Annotated in this window: 16 protein-coding genes; 11 read left to right on the forward strand and 5 right to left on the reverse strand. The window is 71.2% G+C overall.

The annotated features are described in order from the left end of the window. Positions 1-50: 50 nt before the first annotated feature. Complete coding sequence (locus tag ACFT4A_RS41255; RefSeq protein ID WP_382841468.1) at positions 51-2,093, reverse strand: TIM-barrel domain-containing protein; 2,043 nt, start codon at positions 2,091-2,093, stop codon at positions 51-53. Between the two features lie 70 nt (positions 2,094-2,163). Beyond that, positions 2,164-3,177, reverse strand: coding sequence for a LacI family DNA-binding transcriptional regulator (locus tag ACFT4A_RS41260; RefSeq protein WP_382841471.1), 1,014 nt, complete (start codon positions 3,175-3,177; stop codon positions 2,164-2,166). 277 nt (positions 3,178-3,454) lie between these two features. Here ACFT4A_RS41260 and ACFT4A_RS41265 point away from each other — a divergent pair, with 277 nt between their 5' ends. From ACFT4A_RS41265 to ACFT4A_RS41295, 7 genes are all read left to right on the forward strand, one after another. Continuing rightward, on the forward strand, positions 3,455-5,395 hold the full coding sequence (locus ACFT4A_RS41265) for an acyl-CoA dehydrogenase family protein (protein WP_382841474.1): 1,941 nt from the start codon (positions 3,455-3,457) through the stop codon (positions 5,393-5,395). 95 nt (positions 5,396-5,490) lie between these two features. Further along, positions 5,491-6,747: a 1-deoxy-D-xylulose-5-phosphate reductoisomerase gene (dxr, locus tag ACFT4A_RS41270; RefSeq protein ID WP_382841477.1), complete on the forward strand. Its 1,257-nt coding sequence runs from the start codon at positions 5,491-5,493 to the stop codon at positions 6,745-6,747. Between the two features lie 8 nt (positions 6,748-6,755). Next, positions 6,756-8,048, forward strand: a complete 1,293-nt coding sequence (locus ACFT4A_RS41275) for a M50 family metallopeptidase (RefSeq protein ID WP_382841509.1) — start codon at positions 6,756-6,758, stop codon at positions 8,046-8,048. Between the two features lie 169 nt (positions 8,049-8,217). Further along, complete coding sequence (ispG, locus tag ACFT4A_RS41280; RefSeq protein ID WP_382841480.1) at positions 8,218-9,375, forward strand: flavodoxin-dependent (E)-4-hydroxy-3-methylbut-2-enyl-diphosphate synthase; 1,158 nt, start codon at positions 8,218-8,220, stop codon at positions 9,373-9,375. A gap of 204 nt (positions 9,376-9,579) precedes the next feature. Beyond that, entirely contained in the window at positions 9,580-10,428 is an 849-nt protein-coding gene (locus ACFT4A_RS41285; protein ID WP_382841483.1) for a GNAT family N-acetyltransferase, read from the forward strand. A gap of 130 nt (positions 10,429-10,558) precedes the next feature. Then, on the forward strand, positions 10,559-11,089 hold the full coding sequence (locus ACFT4A_RS41290; RefSeq protein ID WP_382841486.1) for a GNAT family N-acetyltransferase: 531 nt from the start codon (positions 10,559-10,561) through the stop codon (positions 11,087-11,089). Positions 11,090-11,158: 69 nt separating this feature from the next. After that, positions 11,159-12,859 (forward strand): proline--tRNA ligase, encoded by a 1,701-nt coding sequence (locus tag ACFT4A_RS41295; protein WP_382841489.1) that lies wholly within the window; start codon positions 11,159-11,161, stop codon positions 12,857-12,859. Positions 12,860-12,898: 39 nt separating this feature from the next. Here ACFT4A_RS41295 and ACFT4A_RS41300 read toward each other — a convergent pair whose 3' ends face one another. From ACFT4A_RS41300 to ACFT4A_RS41310, 3 genes are read right to left on the reverse strand one after another with little or no spacing between them, the layout of a single operon-like run. After that, complete coding sequence (locus ACFT4A_RS41300) at positions 12,899-13,798, reverse strand: aminoglycoside phosphotransferase family protein (protein WP_382841492.1); 900 nt, start codon at positions 13,796-13,798, stop codon at positions 12,899-12,901. Between the two features lie 47 nt (positions 13,799-13,845). Further along, the gene (locus tag ACFT4A_RS41305) at positions 13,846-14,310 is read right to left on the reverse strand and encodes a ferritin-like domain-containing protein (RefSeq protein WP_382841495.1); all 465 of its coding nucleotides are present in this window, start codon (positions 14,308-14,310) and stop codon (positions 13,846-13,848) included. Further along, positions 14,307-14,834, reverse strand: a complete 528-nt coding sequence (locus ACFT4A_RS41310; protein ID WP_382841497.1) for a hypothetical protein — start codon at positions 14,832-14,834, stop codon at positions 14,307-14,309. The genes ACFT4A_RS41305 and ACFT4A_RS41310 overlap by 4 nt, the downstream gene beginning before the upstream one ends. Before the next feature lie 206 nt (positions 14,835-15,040). Here ACFT4A_RS41310 and rimP point away from each other — a divergent pair, with 206 nt between their 5' ends. The 4 genes from rimP to infB all read left to right on the forward strand — a co-directional run bounded on the left by rimP (position 15,041) and on the right by infB (position 20,165). Next, positions 15,041-15,541, forward strand: a complete 501-nt coding sequence (rimP, locus tag ACFT4A_RS41315) for a ribosome maturation factor RimP (RefSeq protein WP_382841500.1) — start codon at positions 15,041-15,043, stop codon at positions 15,539-15,541. Between the two features lie 2 nt (positions 15,542-15,543). Further along, positions 15,544-16,554 (forward strand): transcription termination factor NusA, encoded by a 1,011-nt coding sequence (gene nusA / locus ACFT4A_RS41320; protein WP_382841503.1) that lies wholly within the window; start codon positions 15,544-15,546, stop codon positions 16,552-16,554. Between the two features lie 102 nt (positions 16,555-16,656). Further along, on the forward strand, positions 16,657-16,953 hold the full coding sequence (locus ACFT4A_RS41325; protein ID WP_184598383.1) for a YlxR family protein: 297 nt from the start codon (positions 16,657-16,659) through the stop codon (positions 16,951-16,953). 146 nt (positions 16,954-17,099) lie between these two features. Beyond that, positions 17,100-20,165, forward strand: a complete 3,066-nt coding sequence (gene infB / locus ACFT4A_RS41330; RefSeq protein ID WP_382841506.1) for a translation initiation factor IF-2 — start codon at positions 17,100-17,102, stop codon at positions 20,163-20,165. Positions 20,166-20,237: the final 72 nt, after the last annotated feature.

Genomic DNA, 20,237 nt, shown 5'->3' on the forward strand with positions numbered 1-20,237 from the left:
GGCCGGCCACACCTCACGGTGCGGCCGGCCCCGGCTTCTCGCCGTGGCGGCTACTCCGCCACCGGCAGCCGAGCCCCGTCCCGCAGGAACAGCGGGATCCGGTCCAGCGGGGCGTCGACCGTCACGGACCGGCCGCCCTGGTACGTCTCACCCGTCCACGCGTCCGTCCAGAGAGCCCCCGCCGGCAGATACGCCGTACGGGCCGTGGCGCCGGCGGTCAGCACCGGGGCGACCAGCAGGTCCGGGCCGAAGAGGTAGGAGTCGTCGACCGTCCAGCAGGCCTGGTCGTCCGGGAACTCCAGGAACAGCGGCCGCATCACCGGCAGGCCCTCCTCGTGGGCCGCGCGCATCACGTCCAGCACATACGGCTTCAGCCGCTCGCGCAGCCGCAGATACTTCTCCAGGACGGCCCCGGCCTCCTCGCCGTACGACCACACCTCGTTCGGGCCGCCCGTCATCTCCGGGCCCAGCGGCATCCCCGGGTCCCGGAAGCCGTGCAGGCGCATCAGCGGGGACAGCGCGCCGAACTGGAACCAGCGGACCATCACCTCCCGGTACGCCGGGTCGTCCGGGTCGCCGCCGTGGAAGCCGCCGATGTCGGTGTTCCACCACGGGATGCCCGACAGGGCCGTGTTCAGTCCGGCCGCGATCTGGCGGCGCAGGGTCGGGAAGTCGGTGCCGATGTCACCCGACCACAGGGCGGCGCCATAGCGCTGACTGCCCGCCCACGCCGAGCGGTTGAGGGTGACGATCTCCTCCTCGCCCGTCGCGCGCAGGCCCTCGTGGAAGGTCCGGGCGTTCTCGGCCGGGTAGGCGTTGCCGACCTCCAGGCCCGGGCCCGCCCAGTAGCGCAGATTCTCCTGGAAGCCCGGCTTCAGCTCCGGTTCGCAGGCGTCCAGCCAGAACGCCGTGATGCCGTACGGGTCGAGGTAGTTCTCCTTCACCTTCGACCACACGAACTCCCGGGCGTCCGGGTTGGTGGCGTCGTAGAAGGCCACCTGGACCGTGGACGCCACCTCCTTGTCGGGCCAGTCGGCGTGGGCCATCGGGCCGTACTGGGTGCCGATGAAGTACCCGCGCTGCTCCATGACCGGGTGGTTCTCGCTCAGCGGCGACACCGACGGCCAGACGCTCACCACGAGCTTGATGCCGAGCTCGTCCAGCTCGCGCACCATGGCGGCCGGGTCGGGCCATTCCTTCGGGTCGAACTTCCACTCCCCGAGGTGCGTCCAGTGGAAGAAGTCGCAGACGATCGCGGAGATGGGCAGGCCGCGCCGCTTGTACTCGCGGGCCACCGCCATGAGTTCGTCCTGGGTGCGGTAGCGCAGCTTGCACTGCCAGAAGCCCGCCGCCCACTCCGGCAGCATCGGGCTGCGACCGGTCACCGCGCTGTAGCGGCTCTGGGCACCGGACGGGTCGCCCGCCGTGATCCAGTAGTCGATCTGCCGGGCCGAGTCGGCGACCCACCGGGTGCCGTTGTGCGCCAGCTCCACGCGCCCGATCGCCGGGTTGTTCCACAGCAGCGTGTAGCCCCGGCTGGAGGTCAGCACCGGGATGCCGACCTCGGCGTTGCGCTGGACCAGGTCCAGCACCAGGCCCTTCTGGTCGAGGCGCCCGTGCTGGTGCTGGCCGAGGCCGAACAGCTTCTCGTCGTCGTAGGCGGCGAAGCGCTGCTCCAGACGGTGGTGGCCGTTGCCGACGGCCGTGTAGAGCCGGGAGCCGGGCCACCAGAAGTGGGCCCGATCCTCGGCGAGGATCTCGGCGGAGTCCTCCGTCCGCAGGAAGCGGATCAGACCCTCGGCGCTCACGTCAACGGTGAGCGCGCCGACGGTCAGCCGACCGTGACCGTCCTCGATCTTCACCGTGGAGGGCGTCGCGGGAGCCTCGTCGAGCAGTGCGCCCGGGAGCCCCTCGAGGACCGGGCCGCCGAGCCGGGCCCGGACCCGGACCGCGTCCGGGCCCCACGGCTCGATCCGTACGGTCTCCTGGCGGCCGCTCCACTCCAGCGCGCCGTCCCGCTCGCGGAACGTGCCGACGGTGGGGGAGGACTGCGCCAGGCTCACCTGGGGCTGGGTTTCAGCAGGCTGATTCACGGGGCGGGCTCCTGTGCGGAAGCAGACATGGGGGTGCCCCGGAAGGGGCGCTGTGCGAGGAACGGGACGACTACGGCCGGCTGGGCGCCGGTCCGGTGCTCGTCCGTACCGTCAGCTCGGGCGCGATGAGCACGACCTCGTCGCTGCCGCGCCCCTCGAGCTTGGCGACCAGGTGGTCCACGGCGTGCCGGCCCATCTCCTGCGCGGGGATGGCGACCGACGTGAGCCGCACGGAGGCCTGTGTCGCGACCTGGTCGGGACAGATCGCGACCACCGACACGTCCTCCGGCACGGCCCGGCCCTGCTGTCGCAGCAGCGCGAGCAGCGGCTCCACCGCCGACTCGTTCTGCACGATGATCCCGGAGGTGTCCGGGCGCTCGTCGAGGATCCGGGCGAGGGTCACGGCCATCGCGTCGTACCCGCCCTCGCACGGCCGGTGCAGCAGCCGCACGCCCAGCTCCCGGGCGCGGGTCCGCAGCCCGTCGAGGGTGCGCTCGGCGAAGCCGGTGTGCCGCTCGTAGACGGCCGGGGCCTCGCCGATGACGGCGATGTCCTGGTGCCCCTGCTTCGCCAGATGCTCCACACACAGCGCGCCCGTCGCCCGGAAGTCCAGATCGACGCAGGTCAGACCGGAGGTGTCGGCGGGCAGCCCGATGAGCACGGACGGCTGGTCCGTCGCGCGCAGCAACGGCAGCCGTTCGTCGTCCAGCTCGACGTCCATCAGGATCATCCCGTCGGCGAGCCCGCTCCCGGCGACACGGCGCACCGCGTCGGGGCCCTCCTCACCGGTGAGCAGCAGCACGTCGTACCCGTGCGTACGGGCGGAGGTCGCCACCGCGATGGCGATCTCCATCATCACGGGCACATACATGTCCGTGCGCAGCGGGATCATCAGCGCGATGATGTTCGACTTACTGCTGGCCAGGGCGCGGGCCCCGGCGTTCGGGTGGTACCCGAGCTCGCGGATGCTCCGCTCGACCCGCTGCCGGGTGTTCACGGAGATGGACCGCTTGCCGCTGAGGACATAGCTCACCGTGCTCGCCGAGACTCCGGCGTGCTGGGCGACCTCGGCGAGGGTGACCATCCGGCTCTCCAAGCTTTGTGAAGCGCTTCGACAATGCGCATTGCTGATATGGGTGGGTGGGAGTGGTTCGACAGTAGCTCCAGCGGGAGTACGTGTCCATAGGTTGTCGAAGCGCTTCGATACCGATTTCTCGAACGTCTTCAAACGTGTGCTCACCCTAGGCCGAACGGACGCGCGAGGACTGGTGGGAGCGTCCGGTTTCGGGTACGAACGATCCAGTAGCACTGGTCGGTAACGTACAGTCATCAATAACCCTAGTTGCGGCGAGGTGCCCCTCATGTCCGCTTCCACTCCTCCTTCTTCCCGTCCCGCCGTCACCGAGCGGGAGGCCCGTGAGGTGGCGGAGGCCGCCCGGGAACAGCACTGGCGCAAGCCCAGCTTCGCCAAGGAGCTGTTCCTCGGCCGCTTCCGGCTCGACCTCATCCACCCCCATCCCGTCCCCGGCGACGAGGCGGCCCAGCGCGGCGAGGAGTTCCTCGCCAAGCTCCGCGACTTCGTCGAGACGAAGGTCGACCCGGCCGTCATCGAGCGTGACGCCCGGATCCCCGACGAGGTGATCGACGGTCTCAAGGACCTCGGCGCCTTCGGCATGAAGATCGACACCAAGTACGGCGGGCTGGGCCTCACGCAGGTCTACTACAACAAGGCCCTCTCCCTGGCCGGCTCCGCCAGCCCCGCGATCGGCGTGCTGCTCTCCGCGCACCAGTCGATCGGCGTGCCGCAGCCCCTGAAGCTGTTCGGCACCCAGGAGCAGAAGGAGCGCTTCCTGCCGCGCTGCGCCCGCACCGACATCAGCGCCTTCCTGCTCACCGAACCCGACGTCGGCTCCGACCCGGCCCGCCTCGCCACCACCGCGGTACCGGACGGGGACGACTACGTCCTCGACGGCGTCAAGCTGTGGACCACCAACGGCGTCGTCGCCGACCTGCTGGTCGTCATGGCCCGGGTGCCGAAGAGCGAGGGCCGTCGCGGCGGCATCACCGCCTTCGTCGTGGAGACGAACTCGCCGGGTGTCACGGTCGAGAACCGCAACGCCTTCATGGGCCTGCGCGGCATCGAGAACGGCGTCACCCGCTTCCACCAGGTCCGCGTCCCCGCCGCCAACCGGGTCGGCGAGGAGGGCCAGGGTCTGAAGATCGCCCTGACCACGCTCAACACCGGGCGGCTCTCCCTGCCGGCCTCGTGTGTCGCGGCCGGCAAGTGGTGCCTGAAGATCGCCCGCGAGTGGTCGGCGGTCCGCGAGCAGTGGGGCAAGCCCGTCGCGCATCACGAGGCGGTCGGCTCCAAGATCTCCTTCATCGCGGCCACCACCTTCGCCCTGGAGGCCGTGACGGACCTGGCCTCGCAGATGGCCGACGAGGACCGCAACGACATCCGCATCGAAGGCGCCCTCGCCAAGCTGTACGCCTCCGAGATGGCCTGGACGATGGCCGACGAACTCGTCCAGATCCGCGGCGGACGCGGCTTCGAGACGGCCGAGTCCCTCCGGGCCCGCGGCGAGCGCGGCGTCCCCGCCGAGCAGCTCCTGCGCGACCTGCGCATCAACCGCATCTTCGAGGGCTCCACCGAGATCATGCACCTGCTGATCGCCCGCGAGGCCGTCGACGCCCACCTCTCGGTCGCCGGTGACCTCATCGACCCGGAGAAGTCCCTGGGCGACAAGGCGAAGGCCGGCGCCAACGCGGGCGCCTTCTACGCCAAGTGGCTGCCCAGGCTCGTCGCGGGCCCGGGCCAGCTCCCCACGTCCTACGGCGACTTCAAACACGGCGTGGACCTCTCAGGGCACCTGCGCTACGTCGAGCGCACCTCCCGCAAGCTCGCCCGCTCCACCTTCTACGCCATGTCCCGCTGGCAGGGCCGGATGGAGTCCAAGCAGGGCTTCCTCGGCCGGATCGTCGACATCGGCGCCGAACTGTTCGCCATGAGCGCGGCCTGCGTACGCGCCGAACTCCTGCGCACCCAGGGCCAGAACGGTCGCGAGGCCTACCAGCTCGCCGACGTCTTCTGCCGCCAGGCCCGCATCCGCATCGAAGAGCTCTTCAACCGCCTGTGGACCAACACCGACGACCTCGACCGCAAGGTCGTCAAGGGCGTCCTCTCCGGCACCTACGAGTGGCTGGAGCAGGGCATCATCGACCCGTCGGACGACGGCCCCTGGATCGCGGACGCGACCCCGGGCCCGAGCCAGAGCGAGAACCTGCACCGCCCGATCCGCTAACCCGGCCCTCCCAGGGGCGCGAGCTGCCCAGGCGCGCGCCCCTGGGAGGGGGATGCGCTGTCCTCACACGCCACCCTTACGGCAACAATGGAGGAATGAGCGACAGTCCAGCCCCCCTCGCCGACCCGCACCTCGTCTACGACCCGGTCGCGGGCGACGGCCCGAAGGACGTGGTGATCCTCGGCTCCACCGGGTCCATCGGCACGCAGGCCATCGACCTCGTGCTGCGCAACCCCGACCGCTTCCGGGTCACCGGCCTGTCCGCCAACGGCGGCCGGGTCGCCCTGCTCGCCGAGCAGGCGTACCGGCTGCGCGTGCCCACGGTCGCGGTCGCCCGCGAGGACGTCGTACCGGCCCTGCGCGAGGCGCTCTCCGCGCAGTACGGCACGGGCGAGCCGCTCCCCGAGATCCTCGCCGGCCCGGACGCGGCCACGCACCTGGCGGCATCCGACTGCCACACCGTCCTGAACGGCATCACCGGCTCCATCGGCCTCGCCCCGACCCTGGCCGCCCTGGAGGCGGGCCGCACCCTCGCGCTCGCCAACAAGGAGTCGCTCATCGTGGGCGGCCCGCTGGTCAAGGCCCTCGCCAAGCCCGGCCAGATCATCCCGGTCGACTCCGAGCACGCCGCCCTCTTCCAGGCCCTGGCCGCCGGCACCCGCGCCGACGTCCGCAAGCTGGTCGTCACCGCCTCCGGCGGCCCCTTCCGCGGCCGTACGAAGCAGGAGCTGGCGAACGTCACCGTCGAGGACGCCCTCGCCCACCCCACCTGGGCGATGGGCCCGGTCATCACGATCAACTCCGCGACCCTCGTCAACAAGGGCCTGGAGGTCATCGAGGCACACCTCCTCTACGACATTCCCTTCGACCGCATTGAGGTCGTCGTGCATCCGCAGTCGTATGTCCACTCGATGGTTGAGTTCACGGATGGATCGACACTGGCCCAGGCGACCCCGCCCGACATGGGCGGGCCCATCGCCATCGGCATCGGCTGGCCCGAGCGCGTCCCCGACGCGGCCCCCACCTTCGACTGGAGCAAGGCCTCGACCTGGGAGTTCTTCCCGCTCGACAACGAGGCCTTCCCCTCGGTGAACCTCGCCCGGCACGTCGGCGAACTCGCGGGCACCGCCCCCGCGGTGTTCAATGCGGCCAACGAGGAGTGCGTGGAGGCGTTCCGCCAGGGCGCGCTGCCCTTCAACGGCATCATGGAGACCGTGACCCGGGTCGTCGAGGAGCACGGCACCCCGCGTACGGGAACCTCACTCACCGTGTCGGACGTCCTCGAAGCGGAGACCTGGGCGCGGACCCGGGCCCGGGAACTGGCGGCACAGACGGCGGAGGCCCGTGCATGACGACCCTGATGTTCATCCTCGGCATAGTGATCTTCGTGGTCGGACTGCTGTTCTCGATCGCGTGGCACGAGCTGGGCCATCTGTCGACCGCCAAGCTGTTCGGCATCCGCGTGCCGCAGTACATGGTCGGTTTCGGACCGACGCTCTGGTCGCGCAAGAAGGGCGAGACCGAGTACGGGATCAAGGCCATCCCGTTCGGCGGCTACATCCGCATGATCGGCATGTTCCCGCCCGGCCCCGACGGCCGGCTCACGGCGCGCTCCACCTCCCCGTGGCGCGGCATGATCGAGGACGCCCGCACCGCCGCCTACGAGGAGCTCCGGCCGGGCGACGAGAACCGCCTGTTCTACACGCGCAAGCCCTGGAAGCGCGTGATCGTGATGTTCGCGGGCCCCTTCATGAACCTGGTCCTCGCGGTGGCGCTGTTCCTCGGCATCCTCATGGGCTTCGGCATCACCCAGCAGACGACCACCGTCAGCTCCGTCTCCCAGTGCGTCATCGCCCAGAGCGAGAACCGCGACAAGTGCGAGAAGGGCGACGCGGCCAGCCCGGCCGCCGCCGCCGGCCTGAAGGCGGGCGACAAGATCGTCTCCTTCGACGGCGTGGCCACCGACGACTGGAACAAGCTGTCCGACCTCATCCGCGCCACCCCCGGCCAGGAGGTGCCGATCGTCGTCGACCGCAAGGGCCAGGACGTCACCCTGCAGGCGAAGATCGCCACCAACCAGGTCGCCAAGAAGGACTCGAGCGGACAGATCGTCGAGGGCCAGTACGTCCAGGCCGGCTTCCTCGGCTTCAGCGCGGCCACCGGCGTGGTCAAGCAGGACTTCGGCGATTCCGTGAGCTGGATGGGAGACCGGATCGGCGACGCCGTCGACTCCCTCGCCGCCCTCCCCGGCAAGATCCCGGCGCTGTGGAACGCGGCCTTCGACGGCGCGCCCCGTGAGGCCGACTCCCCGATGGGCGTGGTCGGCGCGGCCCGCGTCGGCGGCGAGATCTTCACCCTGGACATCCCGCCGACCCAGCAGCTGGCCATGGCCCTCATGCTGGTCGCCGGCTTCAACCTCTCCCTGTTCCTGTTCAACATGCTCCCGCTGCTGCCGCTCGACGGCGGCCATGTCGCGGGCGCGCTGTGGGAGTCGCTGCGCCGCAACACCGCCAAGGTGCTGCGCCGGCCGGACCCGGGCCCCTTCGACGTGGCGAAGCTCATGCCGGTCGCCTACGTGGTCGCGGGGATCTTCATCTGCTTCACGATCCTGGTGCTGATCGCGGATGTGGTGAACCCGGTGAGAATCTCCTAGTCGTACGCGGTTTCGTGGCGGCCCGGCACCCTTCGTGCCGGGCCGCCCCCCATTGGGTGGGGATGCGGGTGGGATGTGCCCGGCCCCGGCCATGTGCCGTAATCTCGAAGCTCGGAGCCCGCTGCTCACGGGACCGGACCTTGATCCACGACTTGGGGTTGCACAGCAGATGACTGCGATTTCTCTCGGCATGCCGTCCGTACCGACCAAGCTCGCCGAGCGCCGGAAGAGCCGCCAGATCCAGGTCGGGGCCGTGGCGGTCGGCGGAGACGCCCCCGTCTCGGTGCAGTCGATGACGACGACGCGTACGTCCGACATCGGCTCCACCCTCCAGCAGATCGCCGAGCTGACCGCCTCCGGCTGTCAGATCGTCCGCGTGGCCTGCCCGACGCAGGACGACGCCGACGCTCTGTCGACCATCGCCCGCAAGTCGCAGATCCCGGTCATCGCCGACATCCACTTCCAGCCGAAGTACGTCTTCGCCGCGATCGAGGCCGGCTGCGCGGCCGTCCGCGTCAACCCGGGCAACATCAAGCAGTTCGACGACAAGGTCAAGGAGATCGCCAAGGCGGCCCGCGACCACGGCACCCCGATCCGCATCGGCGTCAACGCCGGCTCCCTCGACCGGCGCCTGCTCCAGAAGTACGGCAAGGCGACGCCCGAGGCGCTGGCCGAGTCCGCCCTGTGGGAGGCCTCCCTCTTCGAGGAGCACGACTTCCGGGACATCAAGATCTCGGTCAAGCACAACGACCCGGTCGTGATGGTCGAGGCGTACCGCCAGCTCGCGGCCCAGTGCGACTACCCGCTGCACCTCGGCGTGACGGAGGCGGGCCCGGCCTTCCAGGGCACGATCAAGTCGGCCGTCGCCTTCGGCGCGCTGCTCTCCCAGGGCATCGGCGACACGATCCGCGTCTCCCTCTCGGCCCCGCCGGTCGAGGAGGTCAAGGTCGGCCTCCAGATCCTGGAGTCCCTGAACCTCAAGCAGCGCGGCCTGGAGATCGTCTCCTGCCCGTCCTGCGGCCGCGCCCAGGTCGACGTCTACAAGCTCGCCGAAGAGGTCACGGCCGGCCTGACCGGGATGGAGGTCCCCCTCCGCGTCGCCGTCATGGGCTGCGTCGTCAACGGCCCCGGCGAGGCCCGCGAGGCCGACCTCGGCGTCGCCTCCGGCAACGGCAAGGGCCAGATCTTCGTCAAGGGCGAGGTCATCAAGACCGTCCCCGAGTCCAAGATCGTGGAAACCCTCATCGAGGAGGCCATGAAGCTGGCCGAACAGATGGAGGCGGACGGCGTGACCTCGGGCGAGCCGTCGGTGGCTGTGGCGGGCTGATCCTTTCAGGCCGCCGGCGGGGTGGGGCTTTCGGGGGGGGCGTGGGGCTGTTGTCGATATGCGGCTCCGCCGCGTGGGCGCGACCAGCCGCAACGCACCCGCACCCGCCGGCAAACCGTCGCTCCCGAACTCCGAGGCGCCCCGCCCAGCCAGCGCAGCTATAGTGCGGAGACCAAGCCGACCCCCGTTCGTGAGGCCCCGCACGTGTTGACGCAGACCACCTCACGGGTCCTCGAACCGAGCGACCTGGACGCCGCGCTCGCCGTACTCGACCGCGAGCCGGTCGCGAACGCATTCGTGGCGTCCCGGGTGCAGATCGCCGGCCTCGACCCGTGGCGGCTCGGCGGCGAGATGTGGGGCTGGTACGAGGACGGCATGCTGACGTCCCTGTGCTACGCGGGCGCCAACCTCGTCCCGATCTGCGCCGGCCCGCGAGCCGTTCGCGCCTTCGCGGACCGGGCCCGCCGGGCCGGCCGCCGGTGCTCCTCCATCGTCGGGCCCGCCGGGTCCACCGCCGACCTGTGGCGGCTGCTGGAACCCCAGTGGGGCCCGGCCCGCGACGTCCGCCGCCGGCAGCCGCTCATGGTCACCGACAGCCTGCCGACCGGGATCGCCCCGGACCCCTACGTCCGCCGCGTCCGCAAGGACGAGATGGAAACGCTCATGCCGGCCTGCGTGGCGATGTTCACCGAGGAGGTCGGGGTCTCCCCGCTCGCCGGCGACGGAGGCCTCCTCTACCAGGCCCGCGTCGCCGAACTCGTCGGCTCCGGCCGCGCGTTCGCCCGCTTCGACGCGGACGGCAAGGTCGTCTTCAAGGCGGAGATCGGCGCCGCGACGGACCGGGCCTGCCAGATCCAGGGCGTCTGGGTCGCCCCCGAGTACCGCGGCACGGGCCTGGCGGCCCCCGGCATGGCAGCCGTACTGCGCTACGCCCTGGCCGACGTCGCCCCGGTGGTCAGCCTCTACGTGAACGACTTCAACACGGCGGCCCGCAGGGCGTACCAAAGGGTCGGCTTCCAAGAGGTCGGCGCTTTCATGAGCGTGCTCTTCTGATCGGGCGTGAGGGGAACGAACCTCAGGGGCGCGGGGCCGTTGTCGATATGCGGCTCCGCCGCGTGCGCGCGACCAGCCAAAGACAACCTGCACCCGACTGACAACCGAAACCCCCCTGTAGGCTCCCGCCATGGACCTCGTGATCGGCCCACTCGACCTCCCCGCCCACGTCGACGAGGCCCTGGCCGTCCAAGCCGTAGCCTTCGGCCTCGGCCCCGACGAAGTCGCAGTCCGCCGCCAGATCGTCCTCCGCCACATGACCTACCCGGGGGCAAGGGCCCTCGGCGCCAAGGCAGGCGGAAACCTCGTAGGTTTCGTCTACGGCATGCCCAACGACCGCACCCACTGGTGGTCCACCGTCGTGGAGCCGTACCTCAGAGCCAACCACCACGACCACTGGCTCGACGACTCCTTCGTGATCACCGAACTGCACGTCCACCCCGCCCACCAGAGCCGCGGCATCGGACGCACCCTGATCACCGCCATCACCGACGGCGCCGCCGAACCCCGCTCGATCCTCTCCGCGATCGACACCGAGAGCCCCGCCCGCGCCCTCTACCGCTCCCTCGGCTACCAGGACCTGGCCCGCCAGGTCCTCTTCCCCAGCGCCCCCAAGCCGTACGCCGTGATGGGCGCCCCGCTCCCGCTCCTGCGCCGCTAACCGATTTCCACCGCCCCGTACCCCCCGGATAACCTCCTGCCATCACCTACACGTAGCAGGAGCTAAACCATGGCGAACGTACCGGTCCAGCGCATGTCCCAGTTGATGGCGAAGACGTTGCGCGACGACCCGGCGGACGCCGAGGTCCTCAGCCACAAGCTCCTCGTCCGCGCCGGGTACGTGCGCCGTACCGCCGCCGGCATCTGGAGCTGGCTGCCGCTCGGCAAGCGGGTCCTGGCCAACGTGGAGCGCGTCGTCCGCGAGGAGATGGACGCGATCGGCGCCCAGGAGGTGCTGCTCCCCGCCATCCTGCCCCGTGAGCCGTACGACGCCACCGGCCGCTGGGAGGAGTACGGCCCCGAGCTGTTCCGTCTCCAGGACCGCAGGGGCGGCGACTACCTTCTCGGCCCCACCCACGAGGAGATCTTCACCCTGCTGGTGAAGGACCAGGCGTCGTCCTACAAGGACCTGCCGGTCATCCTCTACCAGATCCAGAACAAGTACCGCGACGAGGCCCGGCCCCGCGCCGGCATCCTGCGCGGCCGCGAGTTCCTGATGAAGGACTCCTACTCCTTCGACACCGAGGACGAGGGCCTGGCCCGGTCCTACGCCCTGCACCGCGAGGCCTACCAGAAGATCTTCGCGCGCCTCGGCCTCGACTACCGCATCTGCGCCGCCACCGCCGGCGCGATGGGCGGCTCCAAGTCCGAGGAGTTCCTCGCCCCGGCCGAGGCCGGCGAGGACACCTTCGCCGACTGCCCGAACTGCGACTTCGCCGCCAACACCGAGGCGATCACCTACGAGTTGAAGTCCGTCGACGCCTCGGACCTCCCGGCTGCCGAGGACATCCCGACCCCCGACACCCCCACCATCGAGACCCTCGCCGCCTCGCTCGGCGTCCCGGCCTCCGCCACGCTGAAGAACCTCCTGGTCAAGGTCGACGGCGAGATCGTCGCCGTCGGTGTCCCCGGTGACCGCGAGGTCGACATGGACAAGGTCGAGGCGCACTTCGCCCCGGCCGCCGTCGAGCTGGTCACCGAGACGGACTTCGCGACCCGCCCCGACCTGGTGCGCGGCTACGTCGGACCGCAGGGCCTAGAGAAGGTCACCTACATCGCCGACCCGCGCGTGGCACCCGGCACGGCCTGGATCACCGGCGCCAACAAGGCCGGCACGCACACGAAGAACGTCGTCGCGGGCCGTGACTTCGAGGCCGACGCGTACGTCGACGTCGTGGTCGTGCAGGAGGGCGACCCCTGCCCGAAGTGCGGCACCGGCCTGGTCCTCGACCGCGCCATCGAGATCGGCCACATCTTCCAGCTCGGCCGCAAGTACACCGACGCCCTCAAGCTCGACGTCCTCGGCCAGAACGGCAAGCCGGTCCGCGTCACCATGGGCTCCTACGGCGTCGGAGTCTCCCGCGCGGTCGCCGCCCTCGCCGAGCAGAGCGCCGACGAGAAGGGCCTGTGCTGGCCCCAGGAGGTCGCCCCGGCCGACGTCCACGTGGTCGCCGCCGGCAAGGCCCTCCAGACCGAACTGGCCCTCGACATCTCCGAGAAGCTGGCGAAGGCCGGTGTCCGCGTCCTGGTCGACGACCGCCCCGGTGTCTCCCCGGGCGTCAAGTTCACGGACTCCGAGCTGATCGGCGTACCGCAGATCCTGGTGGCCGGCCGGCGCGCGGCCGACGGCGTGGTGGAGCTGAAGGACCGCCGCACCGGAGAGCGCGAGGAACTGACGGTCGAGGAGGCCGTCGCCCGGCTCACCGCCTGAGCGTGCGCGCCCTGTGGGCGCTCCGGTCCTCCGGAGCGCTCACAGCCAGGCCGCGAACTCCAGCAGCAACTCCGCGTCGCGCGGCCGGCCCACCCGCCCCGCCCGCACACCGGACTCCACGGCCCGGAACAGCGTCCACCCGCGCAGCCGCTCCTGGTCCACGTCCAGGGACTCCGCCAGCCGCTTCACCCGGCGCCGGGTCGTGGCCGCGCCGGACGGCTGGGCGATCAGGTCCTCCACCCGGTCACGGACCAGCCGGGCCAGATCGAAGGCGCACTCGCCGACCACCGGGTCGGGGCCCACGGCCAGCCACGGCATCCGCTCCCCGGCGAGCACCTTGCTCTGCCGGAACGTGCCGTGCAGCAGCCGGTGTTCGGGCGGCGAGGCCAGCAGCTCCTCGCGCGCCGCGAGCGCAACGTCAACGAGCGGGGCCACCTCGGAATCGGCCTGGGCCCGCGCCCGCATCGCCTCGGCCTGCCGCCCGGTCCGCTCGGCCACGGTCTCGAAGGGGAAGCCGTCGGGCGGCTCCACCCACAGCCGCCGCAGCGTCCCCGCCGCCTCCAGCAGCGCCTTCGCCTCCGGCAGCGACCGCACCGACACATCAGGATGCAGCCGCTCCAGCAGCAGCACGCCCTCGGCCGTGAAGGGATCGAGCAGCTGTACGGCACCCAGGCCGCCCCAGTGCGCGAGCGCGGCCCGCTCCGCCTCGGGGCGGGCCCGGCCCGGCGCCAGCTTGAGCACGGCGGGCGTCCCGTCGGCCGTCCGCACCAGGACGACCAGGCTGCTGCGCCCGCCGGGCACCTGCACCCGTTCCACGGTCAACTCGCGTAGAGCGACGGCCCGCCGCGCCGCCTCGGGCAGCTTCTCCAGCCAGTCGTCACCGTCCGGTGCCGTCTCACCGAGCGCCCTGACCAGGCGGTTCGGCGGTTCGAAAACCATGCGCGAGTCGTTCCCTTCGTGCTGTCCGCGGTGCGTGCCCTACGGGGTCACGCCGTGGGCGCGGCCGCCGGCGGAGCCGTGTCCGCCCGCTCGGCGAGCCCAGGGAAGGCTACGCTCTCGCCGCGCCACCGCACCGCACGCACCGCGGCCTCCCGCAGCGCCTCGGCTGCCAGGACCCGCCGCCCGGCGCCCGCCGCGCGCACCAGGTCGGAGTAGACCCCGGCCACCCGGTCCTCCAGCTCGGCGGCGAGCCGCACGGCGGCCGCGGCGTCCGCCACCGGGAACGGCAGCGCGTACCCGGCGGCCGCGGCCGCGGGCCGGCCACCCAGGTCCTTCACCTCGCGCGCCAGCGCGTCCCTGCGCGCCCGGTGCGCGTCATACGCCGTCCGTGCCTCGACGCGCTGCCCGTCGCCGATCCGCCCGCCGACGACGCCGTACCCGTACACCGCCGCGTGCTCGGCGGCCAGCGCCGCCTGGAGGGCCCGCAGCTCCTGGTCCTTCGCGTCGCTCACGCGTCCCCCTCCGTCAGCAGATAGACGTGCGCCGCCCCGGCGGCCGCCACCGAGGCCAGCAGCCGCGCCAGCTCCCCCTCCACCCCGACCAGTGCCTTGGCCCGCCGGTCGGCGAGCTTCCGCTCCGCGGCGGCGAGCACGGCGACCGCGTCCCGGTCGTTCCCCGGCACAGCAGCGGCCGAGGGGGACGACGACGCGGAGGAGGGAGAAGGGGAGACAGACGCCTTCCGGCCGCCGCCGAACGCCCGCGCGTGCCGTACGACCTCCTCCCGCAACGGCCGCAGCCGCTCCGCGATCCCCGGCCGTGCGGCGATCACCGCGTCGTACCGCTCGACCAGGTCCTCGCTGTCCCGAGCCGCACGCGCGCGTGCCCGGCGGTCGGCGGCCGACGGGCCGTCGCCCGGGTCACCGGAGTCCTCGTCACCGGCGGTACAGCCCGCCAGGGCGAGGGCCGTCGAGCCGACGGCGAGCAGACTCCTTCTGCGCGGCCCCGAGCGGGCGCGCGGCGATGGGGGAAACGGCACTTCAGACGTCCTCGGGGGGCTCGTACGAGAAAGAAGCGACTGGCAGGGCTGCACGCCCGTGATCACGGTACCCGGGCCTTCGCCCGGGACCACTCAGCGGCACCGTTCGTCACCGGGTGGACGGCAACACACCCTGCGACCGGATACCCTTTGACCAGACACGCGCCCCATCCCACAACAGCACACGCGGCCGAGGAGTCACCCGGATGAGCACCACCCAGAGCGAGAGGCTGCGAGAACTACTGGAACCGCTCGTCAGCTCTCAGGGCCTGGACCTCGAAGAGATCGAAGTGGACTCCGTCGGACGGAAGCGTGTGCTGCGCGTGGTCGTCGACTCGGACACGGGCGCCGACCTGGACCAGATCGCCGATGTGAGCCGCGCGCTCTCGGCGAAGCTCGACGAGTCGAACGCCATGGGCGAGGGGGAGTACACCCTCGAGGTCGGCACCCCCGGCGCGGAGCGCCTCCTCACGGAACACCGGCACTACGTGCGCGCCACGGACCGCCTGGTGAAGTTCCAGCTGGCCGAGGACGGCGAGCTGATCGCCCGGATCCTGAAGGTCGACGACGACGGTGTCGACACCGAGATCCCCGGAGTCAAGGGCCGCAAGCCCACCGCGCGCAGACTCGCCTTCGACGACATCGTCCGGGCGCGTGTCCAGGTCGAGTTCAGCCGCAAGGACAACAAGAAGGAAGAGGAGGCGTAGCCGTGGACATCGACATGAGCGCCCTGCGGGGCTTGGTTCGGGAGAAGGAGATCTCCTTCGACCTGCTGGTCGAGGCGATCGAGTCGGCCCTCCTCATCGCCTACCACCGCACCGAGGGAAGCCGCCGTCACGCGCGCGTGGAGCTCAACCGGCAGAGCGGCCATGTGACCGTGTGGGCGAAGGAGGACCCCGACGACCTCGAGGAGGGCCAGGAGGCCCGCGAGTTCGACGACACCCCCACGGGCTTCGGCCGTATCGCCGCCACCACGGCCAAGCAGGTCATCCTGCAGCGCCTGCGCGACGCCGAGGACGACGCGACGCTCGGTGAGTACGCCGGCCGCGAGGGCGACATCGTCACCGGTGTGGTCCAGCAGGGCCGCGACCCGAAGAACGTGCTCGTCGACATCGGCAAGCTCGAGGCCATCCTGCCGGTGCAGGAGCAGGTGCCGGGCGAGACCTACCAGCACGGCATGCGCCTGCGGTCGTACGTGGTCCGGGTGGCCAAGGGCGTACGCGGCCCGTCCGTGACGCTGTCCCGTACGCACCCCAATCTGGTGAAGAAGCTGTTCGCCCTCGAGGTGCCGGAGATCGCCGACGGGTCCGTGGAGATCTCCGCGATCGCCCGCGAGGCCGGTCACCGGACGAAGATCGCCGTACGGTCCACCCGCTCCGGCCTGAACGCCAAGGGCGCCTGCATCGGCCCCATGGGCGGCCGGGTGCGCAATGTGATGGGCGAGCTGAACGGCGAGAAGATCGACATCGTCGACTGGTCGGAGGACCCGGCCGAGATGGTGGCGAACGCGCTGTCCCCGGCCCGTGTCTCCAAGGTGGAGATCGTGGACATGGCGACCCGGTCCGCCCGCGTGACCGTGCCCGACTACCAGCTCTCCCTGGCCATCGGCAAGGAAGGGCAGAACGCCCGGCTCGCGGCCCGGCTGACCGGCTGGCGGATCGACATCCGCCCGGACACGGAACCGGCCGGCGACGGCCCGGGGAATGGCTCCGGGGAATAGATCCAAGCCGCGAGTCGTTCAGATCACGACAGGTTCATGCGCGGCAACTGTTCGAATCCTGCCCCAAAGGGGTGAGGAGCGTACGGGGAGGTAGACTTAACGGTGTCTGGCCGGACGCGCGTCCGCGCATGCCCTGAACGCACTTGTGTGGGGTGTCGGGAGCGAGCGGCCAAGGCCGATCTGTTGCGGATCGTGTTGATCGAGGACGCATGCGCCCCTGATCCTCGCGGTACGCTGCCCGGCCGGGGTGCGTACGTACACCCCGCCCAGATCTGTCTCGACCAGGCGGTACGCCGACGGGCGTTCACGAGGGCACTGCGCGCCCCGGGACCGCTCGACACAAAGGCGTTGCGCCGATACGTCGAGCAGACAACAGTTGCCGACCAGGCAACACGGTAAAGACGTGTCGCACGGAACACCGTGCGGCTTGGTACCTCGCGAGTCGAAAGCAGGTCGAGATTGCGATGAGCACTCGATGAGTACGCGATGAGTACGCCCATGAACTAGCGACGGTCCGGACGTAACCCGGACCTCAAAGGAGCGAAGTGGCTAAGGTCCGGGTCTACGAACTCGCCAAGGAGTTCGGTGTCGAGAGCAAGGTCGTCATGGCCAAGCTCCAGGAACTCGGTGAATTCGTCCGTTCGGCGTCTTCGACGATCGAAGCGCCTGTCGTACGCAAACTGACTGACGCCTTCCAGGGTGGTGGCAACGGCAAGTCCGCCGCGAAGCCCGCAGCCCCCAAGAAGGCCGCCCCCCGTCCCGCCGCGCCCTCTCCGGCGCAGGCGGCGCGTCCGGCTGCCCCGAAGCCGCCGGCCGCACCCAAGCCCGCCGCGGCCGAGGAGCCGTCGGCCCCCGCTGCCCCGTCGGCCCCCGCGCCGACCCCGGGTCCGCGTCCGACGCCGGGCCCCAAGCCCGCGCCGCGTCCGGCTCCGGCCGCGCCCGAGTTCACGGCGCCGCCCGCTGCGGCTCCGTCCCCGTCCCCGGCCGCGCCGAAGCCCGCAGGCGGGCGCCCCGGCGCCCCCAAGCCCGGTGGTGGCCGCCCCTCCGGCGGTCCCGGCCAGGGCCAGGGCGGCCAGGGCCGTCCCGGTGGCGAGCGTGGCCCGCGTCCCGGTGCTCCGGCGCCGCGTCAGGGCGGTTCCCGTCCGGCCGGTCCGCGTCCGGGCAACAACCCCTTCACCTCCGGTGGCTCCACCGGCATGGCGCGTCCGCAGGCGCCCCGTCCGCAGGGCGGCCGTCCCGGCCCCGGTGGCCAGGGTGGCGGTCCCCGTCCCCAGGCGCCCGGCGCCCAGGGCGGCGGCGGTCCGCGTCCGCAGGCTCCGGGCGGTAACCGTCCGAGCCCGGGCTCGATGCCGCGTCCGCAGGGTGGCGGCCCGCGTCCCGGCGGTGGCTCCGCCGGTCCTCGTCCGAACCCGGGCATGATGCCGCAGCGTCCCGCTGCCGGCCCGCGTCCCGGTGGCGGTGGCCCCGGCGGCCGCGGTCCCGGTGGCGGCGGTCGTCCCGGTGGCGGCGGCGGTCGTCCGGGTGGCGGCGGCTTCGCCGGTCGTCCGGGTGGCGGCGGCGGTTTCGCCGGTCGTCCGGGTGGTCCCGGTGGCGGTGGCGGCGGTTTCGCCGGTCGTCCGGGTGGTCCCGGCGGCGGTCGTCCCGGCTTCGGTGGTCGTCCCGGCGGTCCCGGTGGCCGTGGTGGCACGCAGGGTGCCTTCGGTCGTCCGGGCGGTCCCGCCCGTCGCGGCCGCAAGTCGAAGCGGCAGAGGCGCCAGGAGTACGAGGCCATGCAGGCCCCGTCGGTCGGCGGTGTGATGCTGCCTCGCGGCAACGGCGAGACCGTTCGCCTGTCGCGCGGTGCCTCCCTCACCGACTTCGCGGAGAAGATCAACGCCAACCCGGCGTCGCTCGTCGCGGTCATGATGAACCTCGGCGAGATGGTCACTGCCACGCAGTCCGTCTCCGACGAGACGCTCCAGCTCCTCGCCGGCGAGATGAACTACACGGTTCAGATCGTCAGCCCGGAGGAGGAGGACCGCGAGCTCCTCGAGTCCTTCGACATCGAGTTCGGCGAGGACGAGGGCGACGAGGAGGACCTGATGGTCCGCCCGCCCGTCGTCACCGTCATGGGTCACGTCGACCACGGTAAGACCCGGCTCCTCGACGCCATCCGCAAGACGAACGTCATCGCGGGCGAGGCCGGCGGCATCACCCAGCACATCGGTGCCTACCAGGTCGCGACCGAGGTCAACGAGGAAGAGCGCAAGATCACCTTCATCGACACCCCGGGTCACGAGGCGTTCACCGCCATGCGTGCCCGTGGTGCGAGGTCGACCGACATCGCGATCCTGGTCGTCGCGGCCAACGACGGCGTCATGCCGCAGACGGTCGAGGCGCTCAACCACGCCAAGGCGGCCGAGGTCCCGATCGTCGTCGCGGTCAACAAGATCGACGTCGAGGGTGCCGACCCGACCAAGGTGCGCGGTCAGCTGACCGAGTACGGCCTCGTGGCCGAGGAGTACGGCGGCGACACCATGTTCGTCGACATCTCCGCCAAGCAGGGTCTGCACATCGACTCCCTGCTGGAGGCCGTGGTCCTCACGGCCGACGCCTCGCTCGACCTGCGGGCCAACCCGAACCAGGACGCGCAGGGCATCTCGATCGAGTCCCGTCTCGACCGCGGCCGCGGTGCCGTGTCGACGGTCCTCGTCCAGCGAGGCACGCTGCGGGTCGGCGACACGATGGTGGTCGGCGACGCGTACGGCCGAGTCCGGGCGATGCACGACGACAACGGCAACAGCGTTGCCGAGGCCGGTCCCTCGACGCCGGTTCAGGTCCTGGGCCTGACCAACGTCCCGGGTGCGGGCGACAACTTCCTGGTGGTCGACGAGGACCGTACGGCCCGTCAGATCGCCGAGAAGCGCGCCGCCCGTGAGCGGAACGCCGCGTTCGCCAAGCGCACGCGCCGCGTCTCCCTCGAGGACCTGGACAAGGTGCTCAAGGCCGGCGAGGTCCAGCAGCTCAACCTCATCATCAAGGGTGACGCTTCTGGTTCCGTCGAGGCGCTGGAGTCCTCCCTGCTCCAGCTCGACGTCGGCGAAGAGGTCGACATCCGGGTCCTGCACCGCGGCGTCGGTGCGGTCACGGAGTCCGACATCGACCTGGCGATGGGCTCCGACGCCATCGTGATCGGCTTCAACGTGCGCGCCGCCGGGCGTGCGCAGCAGATGGCCGAGCGCGAGGGCGTGGACGTCCGCTACTACTCGGTCATCTACCAGGCGATCGAGGAGATCGAGGCGGCCCTCAAGGGCATGCTCAAGCCGGAGTACGAAGAGGTCGAGCTCGGTACGGCGGAGATCCGCGAGGTCTTCAAGTCGTCCAAGCTGGGCAACATCGCGGGTGTTCTCATCCGCTCCGGCGAGGTCAAGCGGAACACCAAGGCCCGCCTCCTCCGCGACGGCAAGGTCATCGCGGAGAGCCTCAACATCGAGGGCCTGCGTCGCTTCAAGGACGACGTCACCGAGATCCGCGAAGGGTTCGAGGGCGGTATCAACCTCGGCAACTTCAACGACATCAAGGTCGACGACGTCATCGCGACGTACGAGATGCGCGAGAAGCCGCGGGTGTAACCCACGGCCGCACCAGCCGGCCGACACCTGGCGCGAGTACCTGCCCCGGCTCTCCTACGATGTGCCGTGCGC

The organism is Streptomyces sp. NPDC057099 (assembly GCF_042671245.1).
In the GTDB taxonomy this organism is placed as follows: Bacteria; Actinomycetota; Actinomycetes; order Streptomycetales; family Streptomycetaceae; genus Streptomyces; species Streptomyces purpurascens.